General features: G+C 68.5%; 19 protein-coding genes. 16 read left to right on the top strand and 3 right to left on the bottom strand.

The window, feature by feature from the left end; translation table 11 throughout:
• Positions 1–49: 49 nt before the first annotated feature.
• Positions 50–658: a pyridoxamine 5'-phosphate oxidase gene (gene pdxH / locus PIJ50_RS12310; protein WP_271975673.1), complete on the bottom strand. Its 609-nt coding sequence runs from the start codon at positions 656–658 to the stop codon at positions 50–52.
• 132 nt (positions 659–790) lie between these two features.
• Here pdxH and fabI point away from each other — a divergent pair, with 132 nt between their 5' ends.
• From fabI to trpE, 6 genes are all read left to right on the top strand, one after another.
• Positions 791–1,603 carry an enoyl-ACP reductase FabI gene (gene fabI, locus PIJ50_RS12305; RefSeq protein ID WP_271975671.1) on the top strand — a complete coding sequence of 271 codons (813 nt, stop codon included), beginning with the start codon at positions 791–793 and terminating at the stop codon, positions 1,601–1,603.
• Positions 1,604–1,627: 24 nt separating this feature from the next.
• Positions 1,628–2,233 carry a LysE family translocator gene (locus tag PIJ50_RS12300; protein WP_271975669.1) on the top strand — a complete coding sequence of 202 codons (606 nt, stop codon included), beginning with the start codon at positions 1,628–1,630 and terminating at the stop codon, positions 2,231–2,233.
• A gap of 9 nt (positions 2,234–2,242) precedes the next feature.
• Positions 2,243–2,749, top strand: a complete 507-nt coding sequence (gene gpt / locus PIJ50_RS12295; RefSeq protein WP_271975667.1) for a xanthine phosphoribosyltransferase — start codon at positions 2,243–2,245, stop codon at positions 2,747–2,749.
• A complete protein-coding gene (locus PIJ50_RS12290; RefSeq protein WP_442900737.1) occupies positions 2,749–3,915 on the top strand; it encodes an aminotransferase in 1,167 nt (388 codons plus the stop codon). The genes gpt and PIJ50_RS12290 overlap by 1 nt, the downstream gene beginning before the upstream one ends.
• A gap of 62 nt (positions 3,916–3,977) precedes the next feature.
• Positions 3,978–5,828 carry a peptidylprolyl isomerase gene (locus tag PIJ50_RS12285; protein ID WP_271975665.1) on the top strand — a complete coding sequence of 617 codons (1,851 nt, stop codon included), beginning with the start codon at positions 3,978–3,980 and terminating at the stop codon, positions 5,826–5,828.
• On the top strand, positions 5,828–7,333 hold the full coding sequence (gene trpE / locus PIJ50_RS12280) for an anthranilate synthase component I (RefSeq protein ID WP_271975662.1): 1,506 nt from the start codon (positions 5,828–5,830) through the stop codon (positions 7,331–7,333). The genes PIJ50_RS12285 and trpE overlap by 1 nt, the downstream gene beginning before the upstream one ends.
• Here the strand turns inward: trpE and PIJ50_RS12275 are convergent.
• Positions 7,330–7,521, bottom strand: coding sequence for a hypothetical protein (locus tag PIJ50_RS12275; protein ID WP_271975661.1), 192 nt, complete (start codon positions 7,519–7,521; stop codon positions 7,330–7,332). The two genes, trpE and PIJ50_RS12275, sit on opposite strands and share 4 nt — an antisense overlap.
• A 95-nt stretch (positions 7,522–7,616) precedes the next feature.
• On the opposite strand from PIJ50_RS12275, the gene PIJ50_RS12270 reads away from it, so the two are divergent.
• Genes PIJ50_RS12270 through PIJ50_RS12230 form a run of 9 tightly spaced genes read left to right on the top strand, consistent with a single transcriptional unit; the run spans position 7,617 to position 15,986 of the window.
• A complete protein-coding gene (locus PIJ50_RS12270; RefSeq protein ID WP_271975659.1) occupies positions 7,617–8,204 on the top strand; it encodes an anthranilate synthase component II in 588 nt (195 codons plus the stop codon).
• Positions 8,201–9,220, top strand: coding sequence for an anthranilate phosphoribosyltransferase (gene trpD / locus PIJ50_RS12265; protein ID WP_271975658.1), 1,020 nt, complete (start codon positions 8,201–8,203; stop codon positions 9,218–9,220). The genes PIJ50_RS12270 and trpD overlap by 4 nt, the downstream gene beginning before the upstream one ends.
• A complete protein-coding gene (gene trpC / locus PIJ50_RS12260) occupies positions 9,217–9,996 on the top strand; it encodes an indole-3-glycerol phosphate synthase TrpC (RefSeq protein WP_271975656.1) in 780 nt (259 codons plus the stop codon). Before trpD ends, trpC begins: the two co-directional genes overlap by 4 nt.
• On the top strand, positions 9,993–10,463 hold the full coding sequence (gene moaC, locus PIJ50_RS12255; RefSeq protein ID WP_442900736.1) for a cyclic pyranopterin monophosphate synthase MoaC: 471 nt from the start codon (positions 9,993–9,995) through the stop codon (positions 10,461–10,463). Before trpC ends, moaC begins: the two co-directional genes overlap by 4 nt.
• Positions 10,460–11,620 carry a molybdopterin molybdotransferase MoeA gene (locus tag PIJ50_RS12250; RefSeq protein WP_271975653.1) on the top strand — a complete coding sequence of 387 codons (1,161 nt, stop codon included), beginning with the start codon at positions 10,460–10,462 and terminating at the stop codon, positions 11,618–11,620. Before moaC ends, PIJ50_RS12250 begins: the two co-directional genes overlap by 4 nt.
• A gap of 40 nt (positions 11,621–11,660) precedes the next feature.
• A complete protein-coding gene (locus tag PIJ50_RS12245) occupies positions 11,661–12,731 on the top strand; it encodes an ABC transporter ATP-binding protein (protein WP_271975651.1) in 1,071 nt (356 codons plus the stop codon).
• Positions 12,728–13,309, top strand: coding sequence for a histidine phosphatase family protein (locus tag PIJ50_RS12240; protein ID WP_271975649.1), 582 nt, complete (start codon positions 12,728–12,730; stop codon positions 13,307–13,309). Before PIJ50_RS12245 ends, PIJ50_RS12240 begins: the two co-directional genes overlap by 4 nt.
• 12 nt (positions 13,310–13,321) lie before the next feature.
• Positions 13,322–14,305: an ABC transporter substrate-binding protein gene (locus tag PIJ50_RS12235; RefSeq protein ID WP_271975648.1), complete on the top strand. Its 984-nt coding sequence runs from the start codon at positions 13,322–13,324 to the stop codon at positions 14,303–14,305.
• Positions 14,306–14,342: 37 nt separating this feature from the next.
• The gene (locus PIJ50_RS12230; RefSeq protein ID WP_271975646.1) at positions 14,343–15,986 is read left to right on the top strand and encodes an ABC transporter permease; all 1,644 of its coding nucleotides are present in this window, start codon (positions 14,343–14,345) and stop codon (positions 15,984–15,986) included.
• On the opposite strand, the gene PIJ50_RS12225 is transcribed toward PIJ50_RS12230, so the two are convergent.
• Positions 15,983–16,702: a M48 family metalloprotease gene (locus tag PIJ50_RS12225; protein ID WP_271975644.1), complete on the bottom strand. Its 720-nt coding sequence runs from the start codon at positions 16,700–16,702 to the stop codon at positions 15,983–15,985. The two genes, PIJ50_RS12230 and PIJ50_RS12225, sit on opposite strands and share 4 nt — an antisense overlap.
• Before the next feature lie 113 nt (positions 16,703–16,815).
• Between PIJ50_RS12225 and PIJ50_RS12220 the strand changes: the two genes are divergently transcribed.
• Positions 16,816–17,052: a DUF8831 family protein gene (locus PIJ50_RS12220; RefSeq protein WP_271975642.1), complete on the top strand. Its 237-nt coding sequence runs from the start codon at positions 16,816–16,818 to the stop codon at positions 17,050–17,052.
• Positions 17,053–17,054 lie beyond the last annotated feature (2 nt).

Raw genomic sequence — 17,054 nt, 5'->3', positions numbered from 1 at the left:
CGGCGGTCCGTTGCAAGGCATAATGACACTCGCAGTGTGCTTTTGTCGCTCAGGGATTCAACCTCCGGGTCGACCAGCCGCCGGACCCGGACGCATCGGGCGTCCACTGGAAACGGTCATGCAGGCGGAACGCACCGTCCGCCCAGAATTCTATCTGCGTCGGCACGATTCGGAATCCACCCCAAAATGGCGGCCGCGGAGGGTTTCCGACAAAGCGCGCCGTGACCTTGGCCACCTCGGCCACCAGCGCGCCCCGGCTCTCCAACGGGCGGCTCTGCTGCGAGGCCCAGGCCCCCAGCCGGCTTTGGAGCGAGCGGGAGTTGTAATAGGCGTCGGCCTGCGGCCCCTCCTCGCGCGTGACGGTGCCGCGGACGCGGATCTGGCGGCGCAGGGATTTCCAGTGCAGCACGAAGGCGGCCTTCCCCGACTGCGCGATCTGGACCCCCTTGGCGCTGTCATAGTTCGTGTAGAAGACAAAGGCACCGTCCTCGATCTCCTTCAGCAGCACCATGCGGACGTCGGGCATCCCGTCCGCATCCACCGTCGCCAAGGCGATGGCGTTGGGATCGTTGGGTTCGGTCGCCTCGGCCTCGGCCAGCCAGCGGCGGGCGATGGTGAAGGGGTCGGGGCCCGCGAAATGGCCCGCCGGGATGTCCATGGAAAGGTCCTGCCGTATCGTTCCCGTCAAAGCCTAGGGGATGCGCGCCAAAACGCAAGAGCGGCGGCTTGAAGCAGCCTTTCACATGTCCTAAACCCGCCAGATAACGCATAACGTGGCGAGGGAAGCCGGATGAACGGATTGCTGGCGGGAAAACGGGGCCTGATCATGGGCCTGGCGAACGACAAATCCATCGCCTGGGGCATTGCGAAGGCATGCGCCGATCAGGGGGCGGAACTCGCGTTCTCCTACCAGGGCGAGGCGCTGAAGAAACGGGTCGAGCCGCTTCTGGCCACCATCGGCAGCACCATCATGGTCGAATGCGACGTCGCCAGCGAGGAGTCGATGGACGCGCTGTTCGACACGTTGAAAGACCAGTGGGGCACGATCGACTTCGTCGTGCACGCCATCGGTTTTTCCGACAAGAACGAACTGCGCGGCCGCTATGTGGACACGTCGCCCGCGAACTTCGCGATGACGATGAACATCTCGGTCTACAGCTTCACCGCGATCGCGCGGCGCGCGGCGGCCATGATGCCCAACGGTGGCAGCCTGCTGACGCTGACCTATTACGGCGCCGAAAAGGTGATGCCGCATTACAACGTGATGGGCGTCGCGAAATCCGCGCTGGAAACGTCGGTGAAATATATGGCCGAGGATCTGGGCAAGGACGGCATCCGCGTCAACGCCATCTCGGCCGGGCCGATCAAGACGCTGGCCGCCTCGGGCATCGGCGATTTCCGCTACATCATGAAGTGGAACGAACTGAACTCCCCTCTCCGCCGCAACGTCACGCAGGAGGAGGTGGGCAAATCCGCGCTCTACCTGCTGTCGGACCTCGCCTCGGGCGTGACGGGCGAATGCCTGCACGTGGATGCGGGCTATCACGTGGTCGGCATGAAGGCCGTCGACGCGCCCGACATCGACGCCGCGAAGAAAGACTGACCCGATGAACGCGCGGGGGCAATCATGACGCTGGCCGCCTTTCTTGCGGTCTGGGCGGTCCATCTGGCGGCCGCCGCCAGCCCCGGCCCGGCCGTGCTGATGGCCGCGCGCACGGGCGCGGTCGAAGGGTTGCGCACCGGCCTGCTGCTGTCGGTCGGCCTGGGTCTGGGCGCGGTGGTCTGGGCGGCGGCGGCGCTGTTCGGTCTGTCCTTGCTGTTCACGGCCGCCCCGGCCCTCTTCGGCGCGTTCAAGCTGGTGGGCGCGGCGTTTCTTCTGTGGACGGCGTGGAAGATGTGGCGCCACGCCAGCGACCCGCTGATCCTTGACGCGCGCCCGCCCCGTGGCCTCTTCTCTGCCCTGCGTCTGGGCGTCACGACGCAGCTGGCCAATCCCAAGCCCGCGATCTTCTTCGGCGCGGTGTTCGTGGGCCTCGTGCCGCCGCACGCCCCCGCCCCCGTCATTGCCGCCCTTCTGGCCGTCGTCTTCGTGAACGAGGCGGGGTGGAACATGCTCGTCGCGCGCCTTTTCTCGATCGAACGGATCCGCCGCGGCTACATCCGTCTCAAATCCATCCTTGACCGCATCTTCGGTGGGCTGTTCGCCCTGCTGGGGATCCGGATCGCCTTGTAAGGAGGCATCATGTCCCCCGAACGTCTTCCCCATGAAAAGGGCTTCCACATCAGCTGGGACCAGATCCACCGCGACAGCCGGGCGCTGGCCTGGCGGCTGGACGGGCGCGGCCCGGACGACGGCCAGTGGCGCGCGGTCGTCGGCATCACGCGCGGCGGCCTTGTTCCCGCGATGATCGTCAGCCGCGAACTGGACGTGCGCATCGTCGACACGATCAGCGTGCGCAGCTACAACCACCAGTCGCGCGGCGAGGCGGTGGTGACCAAGGCCCCGCAGGCCGACCTGATGGGCGACGGCACCGGCATCCTGATCGTGGACGACCTCGTGGACAGCGGCAAGACGCTGGAACTGGTCCGCAGCCTGTATCCCAAGGCGCATTTCGCAACCGTCTACGCCAAGCCCTCCGGCCGGCCGCAGGTCGACACCTACATCACCGAGGTGAGCCAGGACACCTGGATCTTCTTCCCGTGGGACATGGCGCTGCAATACGTCCAGCCCTATCGCGGCACCGACTGATGGCGCCCCGGAACCCCGCCCTTGCCGCAACCTTTGCGCCCCCCGTCATGGAAGCGCGTCGCTGGCTGGACGGGGTTCGGTTTCCATCCGACCGGCCGCTGATCAATGTCAGCCAGGCCGCCCCCGTCGATCCCCCGCCCCTTGCCCTGCGGCAGGCGATGGCCGAGGCGGCGCTGCACCAGCCGCAGGCGCATCTCTACGGCCCCGTCCTCGGCAATCCCGACCTGCGGGCCGAACTCGCCTCCACGATGACGCGGCACTACGGCGGAACGATCCGCGCCGAACAGGTGGCGATCACGCAAGGCTGCAACCAGGCGTTCACCGCCGCCATCGCGACCCTCGCGGCGGCGGGGGACGAGGTGATCCTGCCCACCCCATGGTATTTCAACCACGCCATGTGGCTGCGCATGAACGACATCCGCGCCGTGCCCCTGCCCTGCGGCGCGGGCCTTCTGCCCGATCCCGAGGAGGCAGAGACGCAGATCACCCCGCGCACGAAGGCCATCGTGCTGGTCACGCCCAACAACCCTTCGGGCGCCGAATACCCGTCCGGGCTGGTGGCGGCGTTCCACGCCGTGGCGCGGCGGCACGGGCTGGCCCTGATCCTGGACGAAACCTATCGCGACTTCGATTCCCGCGACGGCGCACCTCATGACCTGTTCCTCGACCCCGACTGGCACCGCGACGTGATCCACCTCTACTCCTTCTCGAAGGCGTTCCGGCTGACGGGGCACCGCGTGGGGGCGCTGGTCACCGGCACCCCCCGCATGGCCGAGGTGGAGAAGTTCCTCGATTGCGTGTCGATCTCCGCCTCGCAGATGGGCCAGATCGGGGCGCTGTGGGGGTTGCGGAACCTGATGCCCTGGGTGGCCGGGGAACGCACGGACATCCTGTCGCGCCGCGCCGCGATGACCGCGGGCTTCGCGACCGCCGAAGGATGGGACCTGCTGGGCTGCGGCGCTTACTTCGCCTATGTGCGCCACCCGTTCGACCTCCCCTCCCCGGCGCTGTGCCAGAGGCTGGTGCGCGAGGCAGGTGTCCTGATGCTGCCCGGCACAATGTTCCGGCCCGAAGGCGGCGAGGACGAGGTGCGCATCGCCTTCGCCAACATCGACGCGGACGGCATCGCGCAACTCTTCACGCGCCTGAAGGCCGTCGCCCTCTGATCTTGCCCCGTTCGCCGCAACCCCGTAGGAAGGCGCGGACCAGATCCTGAGGGGGACCACGCATGGCGGAAGGCAAGAAACGCGGCAACAAGGCGATGTCCGTCGTGCTGTGGCTGCTGATGGCAATGCTGATCCTGGGCCTTGGCGGCTTCGGCGTCACCAATTTCGGCACCACAGGCCAGAACATCGCCACCGTGGGCGACCAGAAGATCGACGCGAACGCCTATTCGAACGCCTTGCAGCAGCAGCTTCAGGGCATCTCGCAGCAGACGGGGCAGGCCTTCACGCTGGCGCAGGCGCGGCAGTTTGGCCTCGACGCGCAGGTGCGCCAGTCGCTGATCGCCTCCGCCGCCCTGAAGGACGAGGCCGACCGCATCGGCCTTTCCGTGGGCGATCAGGTGGTCGCGGACGAGCTGCGCCGCAACCCGTCGTTCCAAGGCGCCGGCGGAACCTTCAACCGCGAAACGTACGAGCTGGTGCTGAAGCAGAACGGCCTCACCCCCGCCGATTACGAAGCGAACGTGCGCGAAAGCGTCGCACGCTCGCTTCTGGTCGGCGCGGTGGCGGGCGGCTTCGCGGCCCCGCAGGCGGTGACGGACACGCTCTACAACTACATCGCCGAACGCCGCGGTCTGTCGCTTCTGCCCGTGGCGGAGGGCGATCTGCCCCAGCCCCTGCCCCAACCGACCGAGGCCGACCTGCGCGCCTTTTATGATGCGCACAGCGACCGCTTCATGGCGCCGGAAACGCGCCAGATCACCTATGCCGCGCTGCTGCCCGAAACGGTCGCGCCGAACCTGCCGGTGGACGACGCCGCCCTGCGCGACCTTTACAACCAGCGGATCGACGAGTTTGTCCAGCCCGAACGCCGGCTGGTCGAACGGCTCGTCTTCCCCGACACCGCCGCGGCCGAGGCCGCCAAGGCCCGCATTGACGGCGGCGCGGCGTTCGAGGACATCGTGGCCGAACGCGGTCTGGAACTGACCGACACCGATCTGGGCGACGTTGCCAAAGAGGATCTGGGCGCCGCCGGCGACGCGGTCTTTGCCCTGGCCGAACCCGGGGTCGTCGGCTCGTTCGACAGCGACCTCGGCCCCGCCCTGTTCCGCATGAACGGCATCCTGTCCGCCCATGACGTCCCGTTCGAGGAGGCGCGCGACGACCTCGCGACCGAGTTCCAGGCCGACGCCGCCAAACGCGCCATCGCCGACCGCCGCAATGCCCTGGAGGATGTGCTGGCCGGTGGCGGCACGGTGGAGGATCTGGCCAAGCAGCCAGACTTCACCCTTGGCACCATCGACTACAACGCGGAGTCCGAAGACCCCATCGCCGGTTACCCCGCCTTCCGGCAGGCGGCCGAGGCCGCGCAGCCGGGCGATTTTCCCGAACTGGTGCAGCTGGACGATGGCGGCCTGATCGCCCTGCGTCTGGACGGCGTCACCCCCGCCGCCGCCCGCCCGTTCGAGGAGGTGCGCGATCAGGTGACCGAAGCCTGGCAAGACGACGCGCTGCACAAGGCGCTGATCGCCCGTGCCGAGGAGATCCGCACCGCGGTCCAGAACGGCACGAACCTGTCCGATTTCGGCACGGTGAACGTCACCGGCGACATCACCCGCGAAGGCAACGCGACGGCGGCCCCCTCCTCGGTCGTGGAAACGGCGTTCGGGCTGGACGAGGGCGCGGCGCAGGTAATCGACACCCCCGAATGGGTGGGCGTTCTGCGGGTGGACAGCGTGAAGCCCCCGGCGCAGGATGACGAAGGTGCCGTGGCCCTGAAGACGCAGCTGTCGGCGCAGATCGAAGGCGCGCTGGCGCAGGACGCGCAGCAGATGTTCACCCAGACCATCGCCGACACGGCGGGAGTCCAGATCAACCAGGCCGTCATCGACGCCGTCCACGCCCAGATCCCGTGATGCAGATCATCCCCACCTTTGCCGAATTCGAGGCCGGATGGGCCCAAGGCCGCAACCAGCTGGTCTATGCCCGTCTTGCCGCCGATCTCGACACGCCCGTCTCGCTCATGCTCAAGCTGACCGAGGCGCGGGCCGACACGTTCATGCTGGAATCCGTCACGGGCGGAGAGATTCGGGGACGGTATTCCGTGGTCGGCATGAAGCCGGACCTGATCTGGCGGTGCGAAGGGCAGCGCGTCTCCCTCAACCGCGAGGCGCGGATCGACCGCGACGCCTTCCGGGCCGAGGACGGCCACCCGCTGGACAGCCTGCGCGCGCTGATCGCCGAAAGCCGCATTGACATGCCGGCGGACCTGCCCCCTATTGCGGCGGGCCTGTTCGGCTATCTCGGCTACGACATGATCCGGCTGGTGGAGCATCTGCCGAACGTGAACCCCGACACGATCGGCGTGCCGGACGCGATCCTGCTGCGCCCCTCGGTCATGGCCGTCCTTGACGGCGTGAAGGGGGAGGTGACGGTGGTCGCCCCGGCCTGGGTCGCCTCGGGCCTGTCGGCGCGGGCGGCCTATGCGCAGGCCGCCGAACGCGTGATGGACGTGCTGCGCGATCTGGACCGCACCCCGCCCGCCACGCACACGCTGGGCGATCCGCAGCCCCTGGCCCCCGTCACGTCGAACTTCACGCAAGGCGGGTTCAAGGCCGCGGTGGACAAGGCCAAGGACTACATCCGCGCGGGCGACATCTTCCAGGTCGTCCCGTCGCAGCGGTTCAGCCAGCCCTTCCCGCTGCCGCCCTTCGCGCTGTATCGCAGCCTGCGGCGGACCAACCCGTCGCCGTTCATGTTCTTCTTCAACCACGGCGATTTCCAGATCATCGGCGCCAGCCCTGAAATTCTGGTCCGTCTGCGGGATGGGGAGGTGACGATCCGTCCCGTCGCCGGCACCCGCAAGCGAGGGCAGACCCTGGCCGAGGATCAGGCTCTGGCCGACGACCTTCTGGCCGACCCGAAGGAACTGGCCGAACACCTGATGCTGCTGGATCTGGGCCGCAACGACGTGGGCCGCGTGTCAAGGATCGGCACCGTCAGGCCGACCGAGAAGTTCATCATCGAACGCTACAGCCACGTCATGCACATCGTGTCCAACGTGGTGGGCGAATTGGCCGAAGGCGAGGACGCGCTGTCGGCCCTGCTGGCCGGTCTGCCCGCGGGCACCGTTTCGGGCGCCCCCAAGGTCCGCGCGATGGAGATCATCGACGAGCTGGAGCCATCGAAGCGCGGCGTCTATGGCGGCGGCGTCGGCTATTTCGCGGCCAATGGCGAGATGGACTTCTGCATCGCCCTGCGCACGGCCGTGCTGAAGGACCAGATGCTGCACATCCAGTCGGGCGCCGGCATCGTCTTCGACAGCGATCCGGAAAGCGAGTTTCAGGAAACGGTCAACAAGGCGCAAGCCTTGCGCCGCGCGGCCGAGGATGCGGGACGCTTCTCGGGCGGCCGGAACTAGGGCGCGGGTTGCGGCACCGGCAGGGCGGGCGCGGTCCCGCCTTCCGGCGTCGCGCCGATCGCGGGCGTGTCCGTCGGCACGGCAGGTCCGGGGCCGAAGGGCAGCGGCGTCAACTCCGACACGGCGACCAGCCCGATGCCGCTCAGCACGGCCCCGCAGATGAAGCCCGAAAAGATCCCGCCGGCCATGACGCCCCCTGTTGCCCTTGACGCCCACCGGTCGCCGGGGCCATCTATAGCCCGACCGTGGATGCGGTTCACCCCAAATCATGACGGCCTGCCACATGCTCCTGCTCATCGACAACTATGACAGCTTCACCTACAACCTCGTCCACTATCTGGGCGAGCTGGGGGCAGAGGTCGTCGTCAAACGCAACGACGCGCTGGACGTGCAGGCGGCCATGGCGCTGAATCCGCAGGCCATCGTGCTGTCGCCCGGCCCCTGCGATCCGGCGCAGGCGGGCATCTGCCTGGCCCTGACCGAGGCCGCGGCCGAAACGCGCATTCCGCTTCTGGGCGTCTGCCTTGGCCACCAGACCATCGGTCAGGCCTTTGGCGGCACCGTCGTGCGCTGCCACGAGATCGTCCATGGCAAGATGGGCACCATGCACCACGCCGACACCGGGATGTTCACGGGCCTGCCGAACCCCTTCCAGGCCACGCGCTACCATTCGCTGGTCGTGGACCGCGCCACCCTTCCCGACTGTCTGGAGGTGACGGCCTGGCTGGAGGATGGCACGATCATGGGCCTGAAGCACCGCGACCTGCCGATCGAGGGGGTGCAGTTCCACCCTGAAAGCATTGCCTCGGAACACGGGCACCGGATGATGCGCAACTTCCTGGAAGGCGCAAGGGTGCCGCTGACGGCATGAGCGTGCTGAAACCGCTGATCGGCACCGCCGCCACCCGCCCCCTTTCGCGCGACGAGGCGGACACCGCCTTTGCCGCCCTGTTCGACGGGCAGGCCACGCCCGCGCAGATGGGCGGCTTCCTGATGGCCCTGCGCACGCGCGGCGAGACGGTGGAGGAATACGCCGCCGCCGCCGCCGCGATGCGCGCCAAATGCGTGCCGGTCCGTGCGCCCGAAGGGGCGATGGACATCGTGGGCACCGGGGGGGACGGCAAGGGCACGCTCAACATCTCCACCGCAACGGCCTTCGTGGTGGCGGGCGCGGGCGTGCCGGTGGCCAAGCACGGCAACCGCAACCTGTCGTCGAAATCCGGCGCCTCGGACGCGCTGACCGCGCTGGGCCTGAACGTGATGGTCGGGGCCGAGGTGGTGGAGGACTGCCTGAACGAGGCCGGGATCGGCTTCATGATGGCCCCCATGCACCACCCCGCCACCCGCCACGTCATGCCCGTCCGGATCGAACTGGGCACGCGGACGCTGTTCAACATCCTTGGCCCCCTGACCAACCCGGCCGGCGTCACGCGGCAACTGACGGGGGCCTACAGCGCCGACCTGATCCGCCCGATGGCCGAGGTGCTGCAGCTTCTGGGCTCCGAAAAGGCGTGGCTGGTCCACGGCGGTGACGGGACGGACGAACTCGCGATCTCGGCCCCGTCGAAGGTGGCGGCGCTGGAAAACGGCGCGATCCGCGAATTCGAGGTGGCGGCCGAGGATGCGGGCCTTCCCGCCCATCCGTTCGAAGCGATCGTCGGCGGCACGCCTGAGGAGAACGCGCAGGCCCTGCGCCGCCTTCTGGACGGGGAAACCGGCGCCTATCGCGACGCGGTGCTCCTGAACTCCGCCGCGGCGCTGATCGTCGCGGATCGGGTGAGGACCCTGCCGGAAGGCGTTGAGCTTGCACGTGAAAGCCTTGATAGCGGGGCGGCGAAATCCAAAGTGGCGGCGCTGGTCCGCCTGACGAACAAGGGCACCGCATGAACGTTCTGGACCGCATCAAGGCCTACAAGCTGGACCACATCGCCGCCTGCAAGGCCGCGCGCCCGCTGGCCGAGGTCGAGGCCGCCGCCAAGGAGGCCCCCGCGCCCCGCGGCTTCCACCGCGCGCTGGCCAATGCCCCGCGCCACGCCCTGATCGCGGAGATCAAGAAGGCCAGCCCCTCCAAGGGCCTGATCCGCCCGGACTTCGACCCACCCGCCCTCGCCCGCGCGTATGAGGCCGGGGGCGCCCATTGTCTGTCCGTCCTCACCGACGGACCCAGCTTCCAGGGCGACGACACCTTCCTGACGGCCGCGCATGACGCGGTCGGCCTGCCCTGCCTGCGCAAGGATTTCCTCTATGACACCTATCAGGTGGCCGAGGCGCGGGCGCTGAAGGCCGACTGCATCCTGATCATCATGGCCTCCGTCTCGGACGCGCAGGCGCAGGAGCTGGAGGCCGCCGCCACCCATTGGGGCATGGACGCCCTGATCGAGGTGCACGACGCCGCCGAACTGGACCGCGCGCTGCGTCTGAAATCCTCCATGATTGGGATCAACAACCGCAACCTCAAGACCTTCGACGTGACGCTGGACACCACGCGTCAGCTGGCCCCGCACATCCCCGAGGATCGCATGATCGTCTGTGAAAGCGGCATCTTCACCCCTGCCGACATGGCCGCCATGGCGGACGTTGGCGCGAAGGCCTTCCTGATCGGCGAAAGCCTGATGCGGCAGGCGGACGTGGCCACCGCCACCCGCGCGCTGATGGAGGCGTGATGCTGACGCATTTCGACAACAAGGGCGACGCCCACATGGTCGACGTCTCGGACAAGGCGGTGACGTCGCGCATTGCGACGGCCGAAGGCTTCGTCCGCATGGAACCCGCCACGCTGGCGCTGGTGGAACAGGGCACGGCCAAGAAGGGCGACGTTCTGGCCGTCGCGCGCCTTGCCGGCATCATGGGCGCGAAGAAGACGGCGGAGCTGATCCCCCTCTGCCATCCCCTGCCCATCACCAAGGTGGCGCTGGACCTGCTGACGGATCCGTCCCTGCCCGGCGTGCGCATCACCGCCACGGTCAAGACCACCGGCCAGACGGGGGTGGAGATGGAGGCGCTGACCGCCGTGTCCACCGCCGCGCTGACCGTCTACGACATGTTGAAGGCAGCCGAGAAGTCGATGGAGATCGGCGGCCTTCGCGTGACCCTGAAGGACGGCGGCAAGAGCGGGCGGTACGAAGCATGATCTCAGTCGACGAGGCGCTGAAGCTGGTCTTGGATCTGGCCGCCCCTCTGCCCACCGAACGCGTGCCGCTGGCGCAGGCCGCAGGGCGCAGCATGGCGACGGGGGCACAGGCGCGGCGCGACCAGCCGCCCTTTGACGCCTCCGCGATGGACGGCTACGCTGTGGCCGTTCTTCCGCAGGTGGGCGACGTGCTGCGCCTTGTGGGGAAATCGCAGGCCGGCCGCCGCTTTGCCGGCCATTTGCAGGCGGGCGAGGCGATCCGCATCTCCACCGGTGCGCCGGTGCCGGAGAGTGCGAGCCACGTGATCATCCAGGAACACACCGTGCGCAACGGCGATCGGATCACGATCACCGAAGCCTCGGCCAAGGACAACATCCGCCGGCGCGGGCAGGATTTCCGCGCGGGGCAGGCCTTCGGACCCCGCCGGCTGCGCCCCGCCGATCTGGGCCTTCTGGCCGCGATGGACGTGGCGGAGGTGGAGGTCTTCCGCCGCCCCGTCGTCGCGATCCTGTCCACCGGGGACGAACTCGCCATGCCCGGCACGCCGATGCGGGACGACCAGATCCCCTCGGCCAACGCGTTCTCGCTGATGGCGCTGGTCGAGGCGGAGGGCGGCGTCGGCCGCATCCTGCCCATCGCGCGAGACGACCGCGACAGCCTGCGCGCCACCTTCGCTCTGGCGGAAGGGGCGGATCTGGTGGTGACCATTGGCGGCGCGTCGGTGGGCGATCACGATCTGGTGGGCGCGGTGGCGGCGGAGCTGGGTCTGGACCTGTCCTTCCACAAGATCGCCATGCGTCCGGGCAAGCCGCTGATGGCCGGCCGCCTGCGCGACATGCCGATGCTGGGCCTGCCCGGAAACCCGGTGTCGGCCTATGTCTGCGCGCATCTGTTCCTGCTGCCGATGCTGCGCGCCATGACCGGCCAGACGCCCGAGGCCGCCTCCCGGACGGCCGTGCTGGATGGCCCCGTGCCAGCCAACGGGCCGCGCGCCCATTACATGCGCGCGCGGGTGCGGGACGGGGTGCTGACGCCCTTTGCGGAACAGGACTCCTCCCTCCTCCTGCGGCTGACCGAGGCGAACGCCCTGCTGATCCGTCCGGTGGATGATCCGGCACGGGACAAGGGGGCGGTGGTGGACTATCTTCCCCTCTGACCGTCACACCCCTGTCACCCAACCGACGTAAAGGCCGCGCATGGCCCAGATCGACCTGCACGACGTTTCCCTACGCTTCGGAGTGACCACGGCGGTGGATGCCGTGTCCTTCAGCATCCCTTCGGGCGCGTTCTTCGCGCTGTTGGGGCCGTCGGGCTGCGGCAAGACCTCGCTTCTTCGGCTGCTGGCGGGGCTGGAACGGCCCAGCGCCGGGCGCATCGTGCTGGGTGGGCGCACTGTGGCGGGCGGTGGCACCTTTGTCGATCCGGGCGCGCGGGGGCTGGGGATGGTGTTCCAGTCCTATGCCCTGTGGCCGCACATGACCGTGGCCGGCAACGTCGCCTTCGGCCTGAAGATGCAGCGCATCCCCGCCGCCGAACGCGACCGCCGCGTGCAGGACGCGCTGGAGGTGGTGGGCCTTGGTCCTCTGGCCAGCCGCAAGCCGCATGAATTGTCGGGAGGACAGCGGCAGCGGGTGGCCTTGGCGCGGTCGCTTGCCGTGCGTCCGACGCTGATCCTGCTGGACGAACCTTTGGCCAACCTTGACGCGCATCTGCGCCAGTCCATGCTGACCGAATTCCGCCGCATCCATGCCGAAACCGGCGCTACCTTCGTTTTTGTCACCCATGACCAGAACGAGGCGATGGCCGTGGCCACCCATGTCGGCGTGATGAACGCCGGCCGGATGGAGCAGCTGGACACCCCCGACGCCCTGTTTGACCGCCCGGCCACGCCGATGGTGGCCCGCTTCGTCGGCCATGGCCGCACGCTGGCGGTGGAGGTGCGCGACGGGCTGACCCACCTGCCCCGCACCCGCCTGCGCCTGCCCGGCGCCGTGGATCAAGGCCCCGCCTGGTTGTGCCTGCGCCCCCGCGATCTGGCCGTGGCCGAGGATGGCCCGCTGGCTGGCCGCGTCGTGGGGCGGCGGATGGAAAACGGGATGCACATGCTGTCGGTGCTGCCGGACGACCTGGGGGACATCCCGCTGGACGTGGCGCATGACCGCGCGGTGCCCGTGGGCACGCCGGTCACCCTTCAAATCCGGTCCGCCTGGCTTTTGCCGCGCGACGGCGATCCCATGCCCCGCACGGCCGAGGCGCTGCCCGCATGATGCCCCTTCTGGCGCAGCCCTTTCTGTTCCTGCGGCACGGCCAGACGGCCTCGAACGAGGCCGGGACCATAGGTGGGGCCACCGATCTGCCACTGACCGCGCAGGGCCACGCCCAAGCGCAGGCCGCGGCCGAGGTGCTGCAAGAAGTGGAGATCGCATCCATCTGGTGTTCCCCCCTGCGGCGCGCACAGGACACGGCGGCTCCGGTGGCCCGGAGGAAGAACCTGCCCGTCCGGATTCTGCCCGACCTTCAGGAACGCAACTGGGGCGTCTGGGAAGGCCACCCGCGCAGCGTGCTGGTCCGCGACGCCACGCCCGAGCGCGGCGAAGGCCCCGACGCGTTCCGCGACCGCATCCGCCGCGCGCTGAACGCGATCACCGGCCCCTTTCCGGCGCTGATCGTCGCCCATTCCGGCACCGCGCGCGAACTCCACGCCCTCCTTTCCCCCGCGCCCTTCCGTCGCCCCACGAATGGCGAGGTGTCGCGCTGGGAATGCGACAACGGCGTCTGGGTGAACCGCCTTCTGTCACCAAATGGTCGCACAGCGGGCGTAGAAGCACGCGAACCTTCTTTGTAACAGGATTTGTCGATGTTCCGCACGCTCACCCTCGGTCTTCTTGGCGCAACGGCGCTGGCCGGCGCCGCCCTTGCCCAAGGCACGGGTACGATCACGGTCTACACCTCGCAGCCGACCGACCAGATGGACGCCGTGGTCAAGGCCTTCAACGCGGATCACCCCGAAATCACGGTCGAGGTTTTCCGTTCCGGCACGACGGAACTGATGTCGAAGCTGCAGGCCGAATTCGCCGCGGGCCAGACCCCGGCCGACGTGATGCTGATCGCCGACGCCGTGGCGATGACGCAGATGAAGAACGACGATCGCCTGTTCGCCTATGACGACGCCGCCACCGACGGCGTTCCGGCGGCCCTGATCGATCCCGACCACACCTTCTTCGGCACCAAGCTGCTGACCACCGGCATCATCTACAACACCGACAAGGTGACGACGCCCCCGACCAGCTGGAAGGATCTGGAGGCGCCCGAGGCGGCGGCCCAGACGATCATGCCCTCGCCCCTGTACTCCGGCGCCGCCGTGATCCACGTGGGCACCATGGTCCAGCAGCCCGGCCTGGGGTGGGAGTATTACGAGACGCTGGCCGACAACGGCGCCGTCGCCGGTCAGGGCAACGGCACGGTTCTGGAAGCCGTCGCGCGGGGCGAGAAGTCCTATGGCATGATCGTCGACTACATGGCGATGAACGCGAAGAAGGACGGCTCCCCCGTCGATTTCGTATTCCCCGAGGAGGGCGTGTCCACCATCACCCAGCCCGTCGCGATCCTGAAGGACAGCGACAACATCGAGGCGGCGAAGGTCTTCGTCGACTGGCAGCTGGGCCGCGCGGCGCAGGAACAGTCGGTCGCGCAGGGCTACTTCCCCATCCTGGAAGGCGTGGCCCAGCCCGAAGGCTATCCCGACCCCAAGACGCTGACGATCATGGAAGCCGATCCGGCCGTCATGCTGAAGGAAGACCAGAGCATGAAAGAGGAGTTCTCCGATCTCTTCGGCGGCTAACACCGGGCGACGCTCGACCTTTGGGGGTGGCCAGCACATGCTGGCCGCCCTTGTTGTTGTCTATGTCACGGTGATCGGCCTGTGGCCGCTGGCCCGCCTGTTCCTGACCGCCTTCGCGCCGGGGGATGAAGGGCAGGTTCTGGGCCTGATGCGCGACACGCTGGACAGCCGCGCGACCGGCCGTGCCCTGTGGAACACGCTGGAGGCGGGGGGCGGCTCCGTCCTCATCTCCGTCCTGCTGGGCGTGGCGCTGGCCCTGCTGATCGGCGCGCTGAACCTGCGCGCGCGCGTGGCCATGACCTTCCTGATCCTGTCCCCGCTGCTCGTCCCCTCGCAGATCATGGCCTTGGCGTGGATCGAGCTTCTGGGCAGTTCGTCCCCCATCCTTGGCCCGCTGGGGCTGGCGCCCGAGGGGACCAATCCCCTCTATTCCGGCGGCGGCATCGCCTTCCTGATGGGGATAGAGCATATGCCGCTGGTCTTCATCGCCACCCGTGCCGCACTCACCTCCATCCCCAACGATCTGGTGGAGGCGGCGCGGATCGCCGGGGCGCGCAACGCGGCCATCCTGATGCGGGTGATCCTGCCTTTGTGCCTGCCCGCCATCGCCGCCGGCGGCACGCTCGCCTTTGCCGCGGCCATCGGCAATTTCGGGGTGCCGGCGCTGCTGGGCATCCCCGGCCGCTATTCCATGCTGACCACGCTGATCTATCAGCGGCTGAACGGGTTCGGCCCGTCGGTCATGGGGCAGGTCGCGGTTCTGGCGCTGATCCTTGTCGCGATGGCGGGCGTCGCGCTGGCCCTGCGCGCGGTGGTCATGCGGCTGGCCGTTCCCGTGCCCGGCGGGCGCAGCTTTGCCCGCTTCGACGCCGGTCGCGCCCGCGGCCCGATCGAGGCGGGGCTGTGGATCTTCCTCGCGGTGACCATGGTGCTGCCGATCCTCGCCCTTCTGGGAACGGCCCTGTCGCCGGCGCTGGGGGTGGATCTGTCCTTCTCCACCGTCACCCTCGGGAACTTCGCGGAAACGCTGGGCAACGGCACCATCCGCCGGGCGCTGATGAACTCGCTGTGGCTGTCCTTCGCGGCGGCCGCGATCTCCATGATCGTGGCGGTGCCGTTCGTGTGGCTGTCGCATGTGGCCCGGCTGCGGTCGATGCGGGTGATGGACGTGCTGGCCGACCTGCCTTTCATCGTGCCGGGCACGGTGTTGGCGCTGGCGATGATCCTTGTCTTCCTGCCGCCGCTGCCGGGGATCGGGTCGATCTACGGCACGCCGATGATCCTGCTCGTGGCCTATCTGGCGCGCTTCCTGCCCTTGGTACTGCGCCCGGTCGCGGCCACCGCGACTCAGGCCGAACCCGCGCTGGACGAGGCTGCGCGCATCTTCAACGCCCCCACCTGGGCGCGGATCACGCTGATCTTCGCCCCGATGGTGACGCCCGCCGCGCTGGCCGGCGCGGTGCTGGTGGTGATGACGGCGATCAACGAACTGACGCTCTCCTCCCTCCTGTGGTCCTCCGGTTCGGAAACGGTGGGCGTGATGATCTTCTCGCTGCAATACGAGGGGAACTCCACCTCCGCCGCAGCCCTGTCGACGGTGTCGCTGCTTCTGGTCTTCGCGCTGGTGGTCGTGGCGGACCGTTTCGGCCGCCACGCCCCCGACGCCCTGCCCTGGCGCTAGTAGCGGTATCCCATCCGGGCGGCCGTGCGCTGCACCACGGCGATGCGGTCGCCATTCGCCGGGTGGGTGCCAAGGAACCGGTCGCCCGGATCGGGCAGGCGCTGGAAGAAGCCGATGCCGCGCACGGGGTCGTAGCCCGCGTTGATCGCGATCTCCGCCCCAAGCGAGTCCGCCTGCAATTCATGATCCTTTGAATAGATGCGGCTGCCAAGGCCCGCCCCGATGTCGGTGAAGGCGTCCGGGTTGAAGCCGCCCAGGGACGCCGCGATCCCGCCCAGAAGCGCTCCGGCCGTCGCCGTCTGCGACTGCTGGTCAATATGGCCCAGAATGTGGTGCGCCGTCTCGTGGCCCATCACAAAGGCCAGCTCGTCCACGTTGCGCGCGTCGTTCACCAGCGCCGTGGTGAAGCGGATGATGGGGCGCCCCTGCGCGTCGCGCGACTGGTAGGCGTTCGCCACCTCCCCCTGCCGCGTGTCGATGGAGATCTGGAAGTCGCAATCCACGCCCCGGGTGCGTTCGCGGCAGATGCGCTCGGCCACCGGCTCCACCCGGGACTGGGCCTGGGCGAAGGCCGCGCGGGCGGCGGCGGGCGACATCTTGGGCCCGGCGATGATGGGGGCCTGCAGCACGGGGGGCGCTCCCTCCGGCATGGGCATCGGCACCGGCTCGCACGCGGCCACCGTCAGGGCGGCGATCAGGCCTGCCACTCGCTTCATGAATGTCTCCTCCGTTGTCGCGAGGGGCAATATAAGCGACCCCTTGGCCAAGAAAATCCGTCTTGCGGGATATTTCTGTGGCGCGGTGGCAAAGCGCCGCCTAACCTTGATCCATGTTTACCATCGAGCACGACTTCGACGCCACGATCGTCACCCTCATCGACGAGGGGCGGCCGGACCTGCAGGAGGATGTGGTCCTTCACGCCTTTGACGATCAGATCACCGTCGAACAGGTGGACCGCAACACGCATGAACTGTGCCGCATCACCCTGTCGATGACGCAGATCCGCGATCTGGCCGCAGCGCTGAACCTGCCCGAGGGCAGCTACCGGCTGACGCCCAAGACGTGATT

Source organism: Falsirhodobacter sp. 20TX0035, assembly GCF_028307215.1.
Lineage (GTDB): Bacteria > Pseudomonadota > Alphaproteobacteria > Rhodobacterales > Rhodobacteraceae > Falsirhodobacter.
Note: the sequence above shows the minus strand (reverse complement) of the source record. Positions and strands in the feature narration are given on the sequence as shown.